This is a genomic window from Microcystis aeruginosa FD4 (assembly GCF_009792235.1).
In the GTDB taxonomy this organism is placed as follows: domain Bacteria; phylum Cyanobacteriota; class Cyanobacteriia; order Cyanobacteriales; family Microcystaceae; genus Microcystis; species Microcystis viridis.
Genome location: NZ_CP046973.1, coordinates 3209884 through 3226067, shown reverse-complemented (window position 1 = coordinate 3226067; position 16184 = coordinate 3209884). Strand labels below are relative to the sequence as shown.

The window sequence follows — 16184 nt, the reverse complement described above, 5'->3', positions numbered from 1 at the left end:
CATTAATTTTTCAATCACTAAATACCCCATCACCACCTTTTAATTCATCGGATAATGATACCCGGATTCCTTCCCTTCCCCGTGACCAAAATAGGGAGAATAGGTCAGGAAAATTGAAGGATTGACTCCTGATAACAGGAGAGGAATTAACCTGTGGATTCTTTTGACGTAAAACAATTACTTGCATATAATAGAGGAGATTGCCAATCATTAGCCAGAGAATTAAACTAAAAATAAAGGTAAATGCCATAACTATAATCCATCCACAAAATTGAAAAAAAACTTGAGATAGCCAATTATCCTGTGTTAATCCATTGGCGAATTCTCCCGCATCTTTGGTACTAAAGAAACCCACCGCCATTGTTCCCCAAAAACCACAAAAAAGATGTACTGGAATTGCTCCCACTGGATCATCAATCACTTTAGTTTTAATTAAAAATTCTTCTCCTAATAAGACAATAATGCCACTAATGCCACCAATGATAATAGCTGATTTGATATTAACATAACCTGAGGATGCCGTAATCCCCACTAATGCCCCTAAAATGCCATTAATAATTGTGGATAAACTAGCTTTGCGACCGATTAAAGGATTAAAAATTAATGCCAAAACTACTCCCGTGGCAGCGGCAATCATCGTGGTGGTAATTGCCATGGGGACATCATTCAAATTTACCGCCGAACCACCATTAAAACCAAACCATCCTAACCAAAGAATTAAGCAACCAAGAGTTGCAAACCCTAACTGATGGGGAGCAAAATTTCCTCTTTCTTTTTCTTCATAACTATCGGTTTTGCGATTATAACCAAAGCGTCCATCCCTCGGTTTTAGTAACCAAGCACCCACTAATCCGGCCATTCCTCCCACCGAATGCACCACCGTTGAACCAGCAAAATCTCGAAACTTAAATAAGTTATATAACCATCCTTGTGATGACCAAATCCAATGTCCTGTAATAGAATAAGAGAAAGCGACTAAAAAGAAACTAAATAGCAAAAATGCCCAAAATTTAACCCTTTCTGCCACTGCTCCCGATACAATGGTCGCCGCAGTTCCCGCAAAAGTTAATTGAAAGAAAAATAAAGTGGCAATTGAACGACCTGGCCACAGTTCTTGGAATTGACTGTATTGATTATTGGGGGTTAAAATTTCCAATAAAAATCCTGTACCACCAGAGAAACTATTTCCCAGTTCAGATGTATTGCCAAACATTAAACCGAAACCAACCGTCCAATAAGCTAAGGCAGAAACACAGAAGACAATTAGGTTTTAGCTAAGACATTAGTGGCGTTATTAGTACGACAAAAACCCGTTTCCAGCATAGCAAAACCCGCATTCATAAAGAATACTAAGGAGCCAGCTATTAACATCCAGAGATTAGCAACTAAATCGAGAGTAGAATTATTTGAATCTTGTGCTGTGACTTTGCCTACACCGATCAACAGCATGACGATAAGAGAGAAACAAAAAGATAGGATATTACGCAAACGCGGGCGATATTCTAGAAAAGATAATAATCGATTCATCGGCTATAAGTCTCATGGGCAATTTCCCCTTTATAGTAATTGATTTAATCGCTTATCGTTCACTCAAAACTGCTTTTTTTCTGATCCAGAGAGCGAGAATTGTCAGGAAAAGTAAACCCATCACTCCCGCTAAAGGATTTTTATCGATTCCAGTTAACCAATCGGGAACAGTACCCGTGTATTTAATTAACTGACCCACATTTAATATATAGTATGCCCAGATTAAACCCGCGTGCAGACCGATACTTTTACCCAAATTACCACCACAGGCGCGTTTTGCCCAACCGAGAATTAATCCTAGCAAGACTAAGGCAGGAAATTGGGGAAAAGTGCGGATAATTTCGGCTAAAGGTTTAATAAAGTGAGCAAGCGCGAAAATTAAGGCACTAATCACTAGAGCGATAGCGGGACGATAATCCTTTTCTAATTCTCCCAGTAACCAGCCCCGAAATAGCAATTCTTCGGCAAAACCCACCGCTAAAGCAACTAAAAACCCCTCCAGGATGATTTTGCTGATCTGGGGATTTGCGGGTAAGAAATTTAACCAACCTAGGAACGCTTGGGACAGAAAAAGCGAGAAAGTGAAAAATAAACCGATCGCCAAGCCGTTAATTAACTCGATCGGCGTTTTTCTTCGCCAAATCAACCCATAATCGGCTAATCCCTCATCGCCATAAATTATCCGTCCCCACCAATGGGATAATCCCAAAAATTCCAGATAGAGGACAGAAAGGGTCAAAATTGAGACCAGATTAGCATTAGTGGCAAAAAAGTGATAGAGGGGAAGTGCGATCGGCAACCAGAGAAAAAGTAGGAGCAAAATAAAAATTCCCAGTCGCAGGGGGACTGGGTAAGTGGCAATTACCCGCAATCTTTTATTCATCGGGTTCGATGCTGCTGGTTAAACCTTTATTTTTCAAGGTTTCACAGTAAAATTCCGCGTGTTCTTGGATGCAGGTAATCACCAAGGCCGTACCATTAGTGTGCGCTTCCATCATGATATCGACTGCTTGGGGTTGCGTCATACCGGCGAATCGTTTGCATTAAACTCTGAACCACATACTCCATCGAGTTAAAGTCGTCATTGTGGAGTAAAACGCGATAACGCGGTGCTGGTTTACGGATTGTCGCTGTGGAACGCTTTTCGATGACTTCTGTGGACACCGTGTCTCTCCTTTGAATCTATATCACAATACAAGTTAATTACTAATGATCATAATCAAAATTTCCAGATTGAGCTAGGCTTTTTCATTAATCCGTGAGGGTTTGGGTGTTGGGGGTTGGGTGTTGGGGAGTGGGGGGCAGCTAAAGGAATGACATTTCTAGATAGATCATAAGTAGGTGGGTGGAATTAAATATAAGATGAACGTAGGTTGGGTTGAAGTATGAAACCCAACCCCCGCATGGGTTACGAAGTGCGCTAACCCATCCTACCAATAATTGTGCCTCCCTACTTAGCTTAAAAAAACTATTAGAATGTTGAAAAAAGAATCTTTAGAAAAACAAGTGGACTGGTATTGGCAAAATTGACTACCTAAGCAGAGACAGAGATTTTACCCCTAGTTTTTCTAATTGTTCTCGGTGTTTTGCGAGAATTGTTTAGTACCTCATCTCGTTTCATGGTTATTTCCTGAAAATTGTAACCTTGATATTGGCTCTCATGATGAAGTTTATTATAATAGAAATTATTATTGAACTTAGAAATGCTCTGCCAGTGCCACATCTACCAACCTTAATTAGATTGCTTAGGTTTTTCGAGTTGCTCTTTAACTAATTCTAAGGGAAGTTTTAATACTCTAGCAATTTGTTCCACGGTTAAGCCTTCTTTTATCAATTCTGTGGCGATTTCGAGTTTATATTCTTCATTAATATCAGATTTTTGTAATTGATTTTCTGGTAGTTGATTACAGATATGACCTTTATTAATTTGTACGGGATTTATTACATTAAAGTTATGAGAGACATTATAATAATACCTTCGCAGACTAGACTTGAGATTAGCTTTATTAACTTCTTCTCCTAAAATTTCCGATAAGGTTTTCCATAGCTTACCGGCTACATCCTTGACATATTTCTCGGAACGATGATGACTTTTAGCGATTTCTGTGTATTTTTGGTGATTAATCACCCCTTCTAAGATTTCAGACTGAACATCATCTAAATTCTCTCCTGTATAGGAAAAGATGAGATTATCAACAGTTGTAATTAAAGAGTGAATATCAAAATTGTTCATTTTTAAACACAGAATCAAGATTAATAAGCTTTTACCTGACATTATATGACATTATAAGGTGTACGGTCAATTTAATATTATTTTTAGATTTAAGTTATTTTTCTTAATACTGCTTTATATAACTTTATATGACTTTAAAAGCCTTGAAAGTTAATTTTTGCGAGCATACAATTTCCGAAGGAAAAAGATATCAAATTCAGAGGCTAACTATTATGTTTACGAATATTCAGAATTTACAAAAAGTTAAAATCAGCAAAAATATTTTTGATAACAGTATTTTTGGATTGATAATAGCTACTAGCTTAATAGGATTGAATGCAGGTCAGGCAGAAGCCTTGCAATTGGCATTAAATGGTACATATACAGGAACAGTTAATGGGTCATCAATCAATGCTACTGCATCAGGTGAAATTAATACCGATGGTCCTGGCGGAAATCTAACTGCAACTTTTACTCAGATTCCTTCAACTTTTACTCCACTAGCATTTGGCAGTTCTGTAGTCACAGTTGTTTGCTGGAGTTCGGCACGTACAAGTAATTGTTCACCTGATAATGGACAAAATCTATTTGATTTAAGTGGAGGAAACTACAGTTTGGAACGTACTTTTAATTGGACTTCCATTCCAAATAGTACAATCAGTGTAACTGGACAAGTTTCTAATATAAATAATCAACTTTTGCAATATTCTGCTAACTTTACAGGAACATATAATGGTCCCTTAGATATCAGTCGGGTTGTCGATTATCAGGTTAAGTGGACACCTTTTGGTAATCAAGTTATTGAAGAAGGTTCAGCAATTATGGAAACAAGTAATGGTAATATTTTGCCTCTCAAAATAAATACTATTTATAGTGGATTATCAACACCGCTACTCAACTCCCAAGTTGGTCGTTTTTTTCCTGTAGCAAGTTATGACTTAAATACGGGTGTGTTTCAAGCAACATGGGAAGCAGAACTGTGTGTTGTCCCCGAACCCACCTCAACCCTAAGTCTCCTTTCCCTGGGAATACTTGGTGCAGGTGCAACCATAAAACGGAAAGTAAAACGCACTCATTCCATCGAAAAAGAACCCACTAACCTCGGTTAAATTGCCTTTTTATATAACTCATTCCCCCTTAATTGAATAAGTTAGGGGGGATTTTTATAGATTTTCGGCTTCATTTTCTAAAATTTCCTGTAATTGTGAAAACAATGGAGTTAGATTATTTTCAATCGTCCGCCAAGCAATTGCCAATTCTACCCGAAAATATTCATGAAAAATGACATTTCGCATATCTCCCATTAAACGCCAAGGAATTTGAGAATAACGCAATTGTATCTCACTAGGAATATTTCTAGATGCCTCACCAATAATTCCTAAATTATAAAGAACTGCTTTAAGAGTCACTCGATTTGAGCTAAAATCTTCAAAGGTCATATTAGCCGTCCATTCCAAGATTTCATCAATGGATTCAATAATATCTTGAAGACGAAGTTGCCAATCTCTAAAAGGCATTAATCACATCCTTTAATACAGGTTGTCGTAAATGTTCTTTTAAAGAATCTTGAGTCCCTAAATCAACAGAACATCCTAATATATCTTCTAAGTAAAGTCGTACCTCGATAAACTCAAATAACCCTACCGCTTTACTAAATTCTACCAATAAATCTACATCACTGTCAAAACGTGCTTCATCCCTTGCTACTGAACCAAATAGAGACAGAGATTTTACCCCTAGTTTTTCTAATTGTTCTCGGTGTGTTGCGAGAATTGTTAGTACCTCATCTCGTTTCATGACTATTTCCTGAAATCTGATTCCTTCATTGTAACCTTAATGTTTGTTTGATGAATAACATTAGACCTCGATCTAATATTATCTCAAGGCTCAAAGTCTTTTTAGTTAAGAAACTTACCCAAATAAAAATGATTTTAATCGCCCCATATTTTTTCAATGAAATCAAATTGGCAACGATAGATATACATTTCAGCTATAGAACTACTTAATTAGTACATGGTATAAAAGCAAGCTGTGATTGGGTGATAATTTTTGGAGATGTCTCTTGAACAAGAGGATAACTTATGAATGTCTTTCTCAGCTTTAATTCTCCTATTCTAAACTGGTAAAAAATCAAAATCTATAATTTCTGCAAAGGTATAAGGACAAACTTGCGGAAACCTATCCAAAGATAAACCAGTTTTTTTGATTACCGATCGCTTGGCTTTATCATAAATAATATCTAGCCTAGAAGCCCCATGATTGTAGAGGGTTTTTGACTGGAATAAAATTTCTAGTTCCAGACGGAAATTATCGATTTCATCGGCCCATTCCTGGCCACAATTACCTTTTTCAGTCAGCCAATACTGATACATCAATAAATGTTTAACGGTTTGAATTAGATAGCTTTCCACTTGGTTTCTTTGTTCTCTCCCCAAATCTTCTATCTCCGTTAAAAGATGTTCCCAATCTAAATTTTTCATCTCCCCGCTTCGAATTTGTTCGGTGGTTCGCTCAATCCACAAAACAAAGTCCTGATCATAAAGCTGTTTTAATTCTTCCCACTGCATAGATTTTTGAGATTGAGCCGCGCTTTTATTATTAATCATCGGAAATTTTGGGTCTGAAACCCCGCCGTTCTAGGTTGGCTTTACGTTAGAATTAAAAGGCCAGTCTCGAAAACCAAGTGGACGGCGCAGCACCTTGAAAACTCGGCTTAGGGGGTTCCGACCAGAAAAGCTTGGCCGGGTAAAAAGTCGCGCGCAACAAGTACAAGAAGCGTTTAGCTGGAAACGTACCGTGGGACACAGGGAATCGGGCTTCTGAAATGGGGCGAAAGTCTGTGGACTCTGTGTAAGACAGTACATGGTTTTTTAACTGTGGTATGCGACGGTGGTGGAAGCAGAAACTTAAATCGTGAGGTTTAGGAATCGCCGCACTTTTAGGGCGGCGAGGATGTCAAAAACAAAACCCCCCACCAATGGGCAGGGGGTTTTTTAGTTACCTAATTCAAGGTTTAGCCGAACTTGCCAGCAGTGGAAGCGATCAAGAAGGCGGCGTAGGTGAAGATATAGCCAACGGTGAAGTGAGCTAAACCAACCAAACGAGCCTGAACGATCGAGAGAGCCACGGGTTTGTCTTTCCAACGAACGAGGTTCGCCAGAGGAGTGCGTTCGTGGGCCCAAACGATAGTTTCGATCAACTCTTGCCAGTAACCACGCCAAGAGATCAGGAACATGAAACCGGTTGCCCAAACGAGGTGTCCAAAGAGGAACATCCAGGCCCAGACAGAAAGGTTATTAACACCGTAGGGGTTGTAACCGTTGATTAATTGAGCCGAGTTAGCCCAGAGGTAATCGCGGAACCAGCCCATCAGGTAGGTGGAGTTTTCGTTAAACTGAGCCACGTTACCCGACCAGACACCGAGGTGTTTCCAGTGCCAGTAGAAGGTTAACCAACCCAGGGTGTTCAACATCCAGAACATGGCTAGGTAGAAGGAATCCCAAGCAGAGATGTCGCAAGTACCGCCACGGCCGGGACCGTCGCAAGGGAAGGAATACCCGAAGTCTTTTTTATCGGGCATTAATTTGGAACCACGAGCGTCTAAAGCACCTTTAACCAGGATTAGAACGGTGGTGTGTAAACCAAGAGCGATCGCATGGTGAACGAGGAAGTCGCCAGGACCGATGGTTAAGAATAGGGAGTTAGTGCCGCTATTGATTGCGTCTAGCCAACCGGGTAACCAAACATCACCGTAGTTGGGATAGGCGGTGTAAGCGATACTATCGGGGTTAGACAACAGTACGTTCATGCCGTACAGGGTTTTACCCGAAGCTGCTTGCACGAATTGAGCGAACACAGGTTCGATCAGGATTTGTTTTTCGGGAGTACCGAAAGCGACGACCACATCGTTATGAACGTAGAGGCCGAGGGTGTGGAAACCTAAGAAAAGGGAAACCCAGCTTAGGTGAGAGATGATCGCTTCTTTATGCTCCAGCATCCGCGCCAGCACGTTATCTTTGTTCGCTTCGGGATCATAGTCACGCACGAAGAAGATAGCACCGTGAGCGAAAGCACCCACCGCTAGGAAACCAGCGATGTATTGGTGGTGGGTATAAAGAGCCGCTTGGGTAGTGTAGTCCTTAGCGATAAAGGCATAAGGGGGTAGCGCGTACATATGCTGCGCCACCAGAGAGGTGATCACGCCTAAAGAAGCGAGAGCCAAACCGAGTTGGAAGTGGAGAGAGTTGTTAACCGTGTCATAAAGATTTTTGTGACCGGCTCCTAACTTACCACTGGGGGGTCTGTGGGCATTGAGGATGTCCTTGATGCTGTGACCGATGCCCCAGTTGGTGCGGTACATATGACCAGCCACAATGAAGATCACAGCGATCGCCAAGTGGTGGTGAGCCATATCGGTTAACCAGAGGGACTCGGTTTGGGGATGGAAACCACCTAAGAAGGTGAGAATCGCAGTTCCCGCGCCTTGGGCAGTACCGAAAATGTGGTTAGCAGTATCGGGGTTTTCTGCATACACACTCCAGTTACCGGTGAAGAAGGGTAGTAAACCCGCCGGGTGGGGGGGAGTGGAGAGGAAGTTGTCCCAACCAACGTGCTGACCGCGGGATTCGGGGATAGCAACGTGAACGAGGTGTCCGGTCCAAGCTAAGGAGCTAACACCGAACAGAGCGGCGAGGTGGTGGTTCAGGCGAGATTCAGCGTTTTTGAACCAAGCGAGGCTAGGACGGAACTTAGGTTGTAAGTGTAACCAGCCAGCAAAGAGGAAAATCGCCGAGAGAATCAGCAGGAAGACCGCACCTTGGTATAGGTCTTGGTTGGAGGTCATACCGATGGTGTAGAACCAGTGGTAAACCCCGGAATAGGCGATGTTAACCGGATTAGAAGCGCCAGCTTGGGTGAAGGCATCTACAGCGCCTTTACCGAACTGGGGATCCCAAATCGCGTGGGCGATGGGACGGATGTTTAAGGGATCTTTGATCCACTGCTCGAAGTTACCTTGCCAAGCGACGTGGAATATAGTGCCGGAAGTCCACAGGAAAATGATTGCAATGTGGCCGAAGTGCGACGCGAAAATCTTTTGGTAGAGATTCTCTTCCGTCATGCCATCATGACTTTCAAAATCGTGGGCTGTGGCGATCCCGTACCAAATCCGACGGGTGGTCGGATCTTGGGCTAGATCTTGGCTAAATTTAGGGAATTTAGTTGCCATAGCTGTTTAGGAAATTCTCCTCTCTAAATAACTGAGGCTCTTACACGAGTGCTGGTTATTTCCTTTTTTCAATTCACCTTCTGTAATAGGAAACGCTTACAGAGGTATCGGTCAATCGACGCTGGTTGAGCCTAGTCTTGCCAATCCCCGGGGGACTGGCAAGCCCTTATAGGCAAGTTTAGCCAATCGAGAGACTTCTGGCCAAGAAGAATGCCCAAGTGGTGACAATACCGCCTAAGAGGTAGTGAGCCACACCAACGGCACGACCTTGAATGATGCTCAGGGCGCGAGGTTGGATAGCGGGGGCAACTCTTAACTTGTTGTGCGCCCAGACGATCGACTCGATTAATTCTTGCCAGTAGCCGCGACCACTGAACAGGAACATCAAGCTAAACGCGAAGACGAAGTGACCGGCTAGGAACATGATTCCGTAGGCAGACAGGGCAGACCCATAGGAGTTAATCACTTGAGCTGCTTGCGCCCAGAGGAAATCCCGTAACCAACCGTTGATGGTGATGGCACTTTGGGCGAAGTTACCGAGGGTAACGTGGGTGACAGTACCATCGGGGGCGACGGTTCCCCAGACATCGGACTGCATTTTCCAGCTAAAGTGGAAGATTACGACCGAGAGGGAGTTGTACATCCAGAACAGGCCGAGGAAGACGTGATCCCAACCCGAAACTTGGCAGGTACCGCCGCGACCGGGACCATCGCAGGGGAAACGGAAACCGAGATTCGCTTTATCGGGAATCAGACGGGAACCGCGAGCGTAGAGAACCCCTTTGAGGAGAATCAACACGGTGACATGGATGGTGAAGGCGTGGATGTGATGCACGAGGAAATCGGCAGTACCGAGAGTGATCGGCATCATGGCCACTTTGCCACCCACTGCTACCACGTCGCCACCGAAAGCATAACTAGCGGTAGTGAGAGCGTTAGGAGCGGTGTTGCCGGGGGCCAGGGTGTGGAGACTTTGTACCCATTGGGCAAAGATGGGTTGTAGTTGAATTCCCGTATCCGAGAACATATCTTGGGGACGACCAAAAGCCCGCATGGTGTCGTTGTGAATGTATAAACCGAAGCTATGGAAGCCAAGGAAAATACATACCCAGTTCAGGTGGGAGATAATTGCGTCGCGATGACGGATCATCCGATCGAGCAGGTTATCCACGTTTTTGGCCGGATCGTAGTCCCGCACCATGAAGATCGCTCCGTGCGCTCCCGCACCGACGATTAAGAAGCCACCGATCCAAGTGTGGTGAGTAAACAGGGATAGTTGGGTGGCGTAGTCAGTCGCCTGATAGGGATAGGGCGGCATGGCGTACATATGGTGGGCCACGATGATGGTTAGCGAACCTAAGAGAGCCAGGTTAATCGCTAACTGGGCGTGCCAAGAGGTGGTCAGGATTTCGTACAGTCCTTTGTGACCTTGACCGGTGAAGGGACCTTTGTGGTTTTCGAGGATTTCCTTCATGCTGTGACCGATACCCCAGTTGGTACGGTACATATGACCAGCAATGATGAATAATACAGCGATCGCCAAGTGATGGTGAGCGGTATCGGAAAGCCAGAGACCACCGGTCACGGGGTTCAAGCCACCTTTGAAGGTGAGGAAATCCGAGTAAGCACCCCAGTTAAGGGTAAAGAAAGGGGTCAAACCCTGGGCGAAACTGGGATATAAGTCCGCCATCTTGCTCGGTTCGAGAATGAACTCGTGGGGCAAGGGGATATCTTGGGGAGCGACTCCAGCATCGAGGAGTTTGTTCACCGGTAAAGAAACGTGAATCTGATGACCGGCCCAACCTAGGGAACCTAAGCCGAGTAAACCCGCCAAGTGGTGGTTCATCATCGATTCCACGTTTTGGAACCATTCCAGTTTCGGTGCGCTTTTGTGGTAGTGGAACCAACCGGCAAACAGCATCAGACCCGCCATAACTAAACCACCAATAGCGGTGCAGTATAGCTGATAGCTGTTGGTGAACCCGGAGGCGCGCCAGAGGTAGAACAGACCAGAGGTGATCTGAATACCGTGGAAACCACCGCCCACATCGCCGTTGAGGATGCCTTGACCGACAATCGGCCAGACCACTTGGGCGCTGGGTTTGATGGCGAGCGGGTTGGTTAACCAAGCTTCATAGTTAGAAAATTTCGCGCCGTGGAAGTACATTCCACTCAGCCAAACGAAGACAACGGCGAGATGTCCGAAGTGGGCGCTGAAGATTTTCCGAGAAATATCTTCGAGATCGCTGGTTTGACTATCAAAATCGTGGACGTTGGCGTGTAGGTTCCAAATCCAGGTGGTGGTTTTGGGTCCTTTGGCTAAAGTGCGATCAAAATGCCCCGGCTGACCCCACTTCTCAAAGGAAGTAGGTACTGGGTCTTTATCTACAATCACTTTAGCTACCGCCTCTTTGGGGGGGAGTGCCATGAGGATTCTCCTCTCTCGACAATAGACTTAGCGTTTTATTTGAGGATAGATTTTTTAACCTAAAAAAGGCAAGTTGAAATCTGACCCACCTTTTGTTAATGTCGCTTGACTTTCCTCTTGGGTGAGATTCCAGTCGAAAGCATCAATAGTAGATGATAAGTCTTTGTTCTCTTGTCTGTTCGTTATGCTTAACAATAATTAAAATTCTCTCAATCCTTGATAGGAGAGACATTTTCTGCTATGGGCGGTCTTAGTCAGGGTCAGACCGGTGATTTTTCTTTACAAAAGTTTATCAATTGTCCCTCCGGAAGCCGATTTCCCCCTTTTCTCCCTCACCAGACCAGATAAAAAATTCAACGAAACCGCTCTACCTCCCTACCGTTCGGCGGTTCGGCTGAGATCACCGTCGAAGCCTGAACTCACGGCCGAAGCCCTCAGCAACGCGGGGTAGGGAGGTAGAGCGCAGCGATTGAGGGGTTCGATGCCCCGAAAATCGCCAATAAATTCTTGCATCTTCCCCAAAATCCTCATGTTTTGATTGTAATGATACCCTACTCGGCAGAAATGGCGATGATACTCTCATAGGAGGGACAGGAAATGACAGCTTGACAGGAGGAAGTGGCCGTGATTTCTTCCGCTATAACTCACGCACGGAAGGCATTGACACGATTGCCGACTTTAATGTTCTAGATGACACGATTTTGGTATCTCGGAGTGGATTTAGTGGCGGTTTAACGGTTGGTACGTTACTAAATACCCAGTTTACTACCGGAACATCAGCGACGACCTCTGCTCATCGTTTTATTTATAATGCCAGTAATGGTCAATTATTGTACGACATTGATGGTACAGGAACAACAGCAGCCAGCCAAATTGCGACACTTTCTCCAACTTTAGCTGTAACTGCCAGCAATTTTGTGGTTTTCTAAGCATCATTAAAGGGAGTAGGCAATCATCAGGATAACTGTTTTTTTCTAGGCATTGCCTACTTTTCTGGGCTTTTTAAACAGGATTTCCAGCTTGTAAGTTGGTCATGGTTACAGAATTACGTCAACAATAAATTGGCGGCTCTCCCCCGTCAAGTAAAGGTTTGTTGAAAAATCAAAAGGCCAATTAATTATAGAGTGTGATCAAATGGAGTCTTTTGTTTATTGTAAGAAGATATAGTCATTTCAAATAAGTATGATACAAGTAAAAAAGCGGAAGAAACTATCAGTAAGCTGTTGACTATCTAAATTACTCGTTAAGATTGCAGGGGAGCGCCGGAGCTGCGGAGCAGGGAGAAGCAGTTTGAGCATTTGTACTAAAAATTCCAATACGCAGTTTAAATTCAGTAAGTGGTCGTGCAAAATTAATTTCCTAGTCGAGACTCCGAGACTCCGAGACTCACAAGACTCACAAGACTCACAAGACTCACAAGACAGCTATTAGAGATCGGATTTGAGTTTTCAGTTCACTGTTTACTGATCACAGCAGCAGTCTGACGGAGTAGTGGATTATACCATTTTTCAAAAGTAATGACAGAGATGGTTATGCCTGGTACATCTCAATTTTGTCGAAATATCTAGATGACATTTTGGGCGCACGCGGTGCGCCCCTACCATTGGCGCAATGATATGATTGTAGGGGCGAATTGCATTCGCCCTCTTTGAACAACTTCTGCTGCTCACCTATAGGTGAGAGAAAATCACCAGCAGGAGATGCACCCGGTTATGCCTGCTACGAATAAAGAAAAATGGTATTAGATGTGTAATTAATTGTGCTTAGATACTTACAGCTTATAGACATCGTTTCCACACAGAAACCAGAAGAGCCAGAAAATTTGATGACCTTTGCTGCTGGAATTTTACAAAAGTTTACTTAAAATGATTAAGTTTTGTCTAATTATTATGATGATTTATCTATAATCTGTTTCATTAATCTAAACTTTTCGTTTTCCTTAGATTTTCCTCTAATTTATCTAAACGTGGAATAATCCATTGATCTTTCCAGTATTTAATCAATTTATTACGATCTAAAATCTTCCATTGTGGTTGATTAGATTCTCCTAATAAATACTCTTGCCAATTCTCAGCTATTGTACAACTATAATATCCTCTTTGCCAACCAATACTTAGCATATCTTCTGAAAATCCTAGTTCTCTTAGTCCTTTTTTTAAAACTCTTAGTTTCCAATTGGGACCTTGACCAAATTTATAAGTATCAAAAAAGGTTTCTGGAACGACTTGTTTAATTAATTCCCAACTTCCGTTAGCTGTTATATGTAAATGGCTTTGACCTTTTGTATAACCTATAAATTTCCAGTTCATTAAACGGTTATATATTGCTGATTTTCCAAATGCTCCTAAAGTATCTATATAAACTAAATCAGCTTGTTTATTTTGTCCAGAAATAATGGATACTCTATTTTTATACTTTTCATAGAAGTGCTTTCTAACTTCAGGGAACATCAAACATAAAGCAATTAATTTACTGCCGAGAACTAGATTATAAGGAGGTACAGCACCTAAAATATAAGCAGTCATACAATTATATAATCTCTCTAGCTTTTGATCTTTTGTCCAAGTGATATACTGATCTCTAACTCCTAAACCAATAATTGGATCACTGAGTCCAAAAATACCAATTAATTTATTATTTTGTTCATCAAAAACTAAAAAACGTATTCTTCTACCATAACCAGTTGTAACAGGGATTGACCAAAAAGAAGTAGCATAAGTCCAAAGTTCTCTTTGTTTCTGGGTGTTCACAACTTCTAAGTAAGGATTGATTTTAAGAATATCTATTTCTTCAGGTTTAGCTAAACAATTTTTAAATTCCTCCTCATATTTTAAACCTTTTGAGTTCGTATGTTTAGCTAATCGATTTTGCATAAATCGTAAATCATCAACTATTAACTTTTGAGAGTCAAAATCCCATGCAACTCCATATTCAGATAACTTTGATAACAATTGATCTCGAACGTGATCTTTTTGGTGTTTTTTCATGTTTAAAAATGGAACTCATCCGAGGATTGAAGATTATTAGCATTTTGAAATTGACTGAATTCTGTAAACATCTGAACAAATAAAGGAGAACCCGTAAAAGACAAAGGGGAAACGGGACCGAGAAACATAAACGGATATTGTTTATTACTTTGAGGGTCAACAAATGATTTGTATAAGCTTAAAGCCTGTTTATCACTTACTAATTCTTCAATTTGTCTGTATTCACTACCAGAAGTTAAACCATATCCAAAAGCGTAAAGTCTTAATTGACCGACAATTTCTTTATGTAAAGATGCAATTGTTTGAGTAATAAACATATAACCCAAGCCATATTTTCTTGTGGTTCTTACCCCATCTACAAATGTTCTTGTTAGGTTGGACATTTCACTATTGTCATCATTACCAAAAGAGGATTTAACAAAGCGATGAGCTTCATCAAGACAAATTAAACAGTTTAATTTTTTATCCTCTTTAAAGGCATTTTCTCCCGCTACTTTTAAAATTGTGCTAATCTCTTTAAGAATCAGTGCTTTGATTTCCTCATTATCTGCGAAAGTTGTACCCTCACCCTTAATATCTAAAAATACAATAGGCTTTTGCTCATCACTAGCAGATTTTTGAACAATATGCCACAATGAGCTTCTACGATTACCTTGACTATCATTTTCAAGAAATAAATCTAATACAGGTTGCCAAATTTCTTGTTGAACTCTTTTAAATTCCCTGTCATTATCTATAAGCTCTTGAAGAGTATCTTGTAAACGCTGTCTTGGCTGATTAGAAGCATAGACCCTTTGTAGAGCATTATTATCTTGTCTTAATGACTGTAAGACATTTAATAATAAGTCATCACCACCCTTTTTTAGCTCTACTTCTTGATTGGATAAAGTATCTCTAATAATTCGAGATACTTCGTCAGAAGCATAGTCTTGACTTTCTTTACTTCTAACTCCAATATTTCGATAAAACTCTGTTTTTAGTAAAAGAGAGCAAAATAAATTTACAGCATTATTTTTAGTTCCTAATCTAATTTGATTAGTTAAACGATAAACTGCAACTTTTCTACCTAACTCTCGGAGCGAGTCATGTAGTTTAAAGGGCAAATCTGTCTCACTTGCAAATTGATTTTGAGGATCTATAAAAATGATGCCCATATTTTTATGTTGACCATAACCTAGAAGCATATAAGCGGCTAAACCAGACTTACCAGAGCCACTTTTTCCAAAAACTCCGATATGATAAGCTTCTCCCGCACCCCCTTCTCCTCTATCAAAATGTTTTAACCAAAGAGGCATTTTAACATCAGTAGCATAAGCATTACCTAAGTAAATAATTTGATTTTTGTACTGCTCTAAAAGCTTATCTAAAATTTCATCTCGAACTGAAATAATAGGCGTACCCGTTGCAGGGGAAGTTCCTAACGTTCCTGGGGTGATTTTTCCATCTGGCGCAATACTAAAACAAGCCTGAACGTTTAATTTAGCTGTTCTCACATCTGCTTTTTCACTAAGATGAGGAAGTGAACCTCTACGCTTAATAATACCTCTAAAGGTTAAATCTTCATGCCAGCGATTTTGAGTTTCTATCTCACTAATTTGTCCGATAACCACTAAATTTTCTTGATCTTGCGGTTGAACCAGACAAACTAACTGCCCTAAATTTCTCTTTTTCTCACTTTTTTGATTAATATCTATAATAATTTCTGTCGTGTTACTCGGTGAACCAACGCTACCGATGTTAAATTGATCTGAGTGATTGTTGAGTTTGTCAAGTAAATCCATTGTCTTTTTCCTGTAATTTGAT

At 41.5% G+C, this 16184-nt stretch carries 11 protein-coding genes and 2 pseudogenes; 2 read left to right on the top strand and 11 right to left on the bottom strand.

The features are described from left to right. Positions 1–10 precede the first annotated feature (10 nt). The 4 genes and pseudogenes from GQR42_RS16290 to GQR42_RS16275 form a co-directional block, all read right to left on the bottom strand. Positions 11–1323, bottom strand: a pseudogene (locus GQR42_RS16290) (ammonium transporter). A 256-nt stretch (positions 1324–1579) separates the two neighbouring features. Further along, on the bottom strand, positions 1580–2410 hold the full coding sequence (locus tag GQR42_RS16285) for a CPBP family intramembrane glutamic endopeptidase (RefSeq protein ID WP_158200746.1): 831 nt from the start codon (positions 2408–2410) through the stop codon (positions 1580–1582). Further along, a pseudogene (gene clpS, locus GQR42_RS16280) lies at positions 2403–2691 on the bottom strand (ATP-dependent Clp protease adapter ClpS). Before clpS ends, GQR42_RS16285 begins: the two are co-directional and overlap by 8 nt. A gap of 568 nt (positions 2692–3259) precedes the next feature. Then, a complete protein-coding gene (locus tag GQR42_RS16275) occupies positions 3260–3760 on the bottom strand; it encodes an ATPase (RefSeq protein WP_158200745.1) in 501 nt (166 codons plus the stop codon). A gap of 128 nt (positions 3761–3888) precedes the next feature. On the opposite strand from GQR42_RS16275, the gene GQR42_RS28885 reads away from it, so the two are divergent. After that, positions 3889–4848, top strand: coding sequence for a PEP-CTERM sorting domain-containing protein (locus GQR42_RS28885; RefSeq protein ID WP_233271039.1), 960 nt, complete (start codon positions 3889–3891; stop codon positions 4846–4848). Between the two features lie 54 nt (positions 4849–4902). On the opposite strand, the gene GQR42_RS16265 is transcribed toward GQR42_RS28885, so the two are convergent. From GQR42_RS16265 to psaA, 5 genes are all read right to left on the bottom strand, one after another. Next, the gene (locus GQR42_RS16265) at positions 4903–5256 is read right to left on the bottom strand and encodes a HepT-like ribonuclease domain-containing protein (RefSeq protein WP_158200744.1); all 354 of its coding nucleotides are present in this window, start codon (positions 5254–5256) and stop codon (positions 4903–4905) included. Beyond that, on the bottom strand, positions 5246–5536 hold the full coding sequence (locus tag GQR42_RS16260) for a nucleotidyltransferase family protein (RefSeq protein ID WP_002770783.1): 291 nt from the start codon (positions 5534–5536) through the stop codon (positions 5246–5248). Before GQR42_RS16260 ends, GQR42_RS16265 begins: the two co-directional genes overlap by 11 nt. Before the next feature lie 317 nt (positions 5537–5853). Next, positions 5854–6345 carry a DUF29 domain-containing protein gene (locus GQR42_RS16255; RefSeq protein ID WP_158200743.1) on the bottom strand — a complete coding sequence of 164 codons (492 nt, stop codon included), beginning with the start codon at positions 6343–6345 and terminating at the stop codon, positions 5854–5856. Between the two features lie 407 nt (positions 6346–6752). Next, positions 6753–8966: a photosystem I core protein PsaB gene (psaB, locus tag GQR42_RS16250; protein WP_002785240.1), complete on the bottom strand. Its 2214-nt coding sequence runs from the start codon at positions 8964–8966 to the stop codon at positions 6753–6755. 178 nt (positions 8967–9144) lie between these two features. Continuing rightward, complete coding sequence (gene psaA / locus GQR42_RS16245; RefSeq protein ID WP_371730748.1) at positions 9145–11394, bottom strand: photosystem I core protein PsaA; 2250 nt, start codon at positions 11392–11394, stop codon at positions 9145–9147. A 503-nt stretch (positions 11395–11897) separates the two neighbouring features. On the opposite strand from psaA, the gene GQR42_RS16240 reads away from it, so the two are divergent. Further along, a complete protein-coding gene (locus GQR42_RS16240; protein ID WP_158202496.1) occupies positions 11898–12323 on the top strand; it encodes a M10 family metallopeptidase C-terminal domain-containing protein in 426 nt (141 codons plus the stop codon). A gap of 987 nt (positions 12324–13310) precedes the next feature. Here GQR42_RS16240 and GQR42_RS16235 read toward each other — a convergent pair. After that, entirely contained in the window at positions 13311–14381 is a 1071-nt protein-coding gene (locus tag GQR42_RS16235; protein ID WP_158200742.1) for a Druantia anti-phage system protein DruA, read from the bottom strand. A 2-nt stretch (positions 14382–14383) separates the two neighbouring features. Beyond that, positions 14384–16162 carry an ATP-binding protein gene (locus GQR42_RS16230; protein ID WP_158200741.1) on the bottom strand — a complete coding sequence of 593 codons (1779 nt, stop codon included), beginning with the start codon at positions 16160–16162 and terminating at the stop codon, positions 14384–14386. Positions 16163–16184 lie beyond the last annotated feature (22 nt).

Excerpts from the sequence above, each read along its gene's own strand:
- GQR42_RS16275 (WP_158200745.1), bottom strand. The coding sequence starts at position 3,760 with ATGAACAATTTTGATATTCACTCTTTAATTACAACTGTTGATAATCTC.
- GQR42_RS16285 (WP_158200746.1), bottom strand. The coding sequence starts at position 2,410 with ATGAATAAAAGATTGCGGGTAATTGCCACTTACCCAGTCCCCCTGCGA.
- psaA (WP_371730748.1), bottom strand. The coding sequence starts at position 11,394 with ATGGCACTCCCCCCCAAAGAGGCGGTAGCTAAAGTGATTGTAGATAAA.
- GQR42_RS16235 (WP_158200742.1), bottom strand. The coding sequence starts at position 14,381 with ATGAAAAAACACCAAAAAGATCACGTTCGAGATCAATTGTTATCAAAG.
- GQR42_RS16260 (WP_002770783.1), bottom strand. The coding sequence starts at position 5,536 with ATGAAACGAGATGAGGTACTAACAATTCTCGCAACACACCGAGAACAA.
- GQR42_RS28885 (WP_233271039.1), top strand. The coding sequence starts at position 3,889 with ATGACTTTAAAAGCCTTGAAAGTTAATTTTTGCGAGCATACAATTTCC.
- GQR42_RS16230 (WP_158200741.1), bottom strand. The coding sequence starts at position 16,162 with ATGGATTTACTTGACAAACTCAACAATCACTCAGATCAATTTAACATC.
- psaB (WP_002785240.1), bottom strand. The coding sequence starts at position 8,966 with ATGGCAACTAAATTCCCTAAATTTAGCCAAGATCTAGCCCAAGATCCG.
- GQR42_RS16255 (WP_158200743.1), bottom strand. The coding sequence starts at position 6,345 with ATGATTAATAATAAAAGCGCGGCTCAATCTCAAAAATCTATGCAGTGG.
- GQR42_RS16265 (WP_158200744.1), bottom strand. The coding sequence starts at position 5,256 with ATGCCTTTTAGAGATTGGCAACTTCGTCTTCAAGATATTATTGAATCC.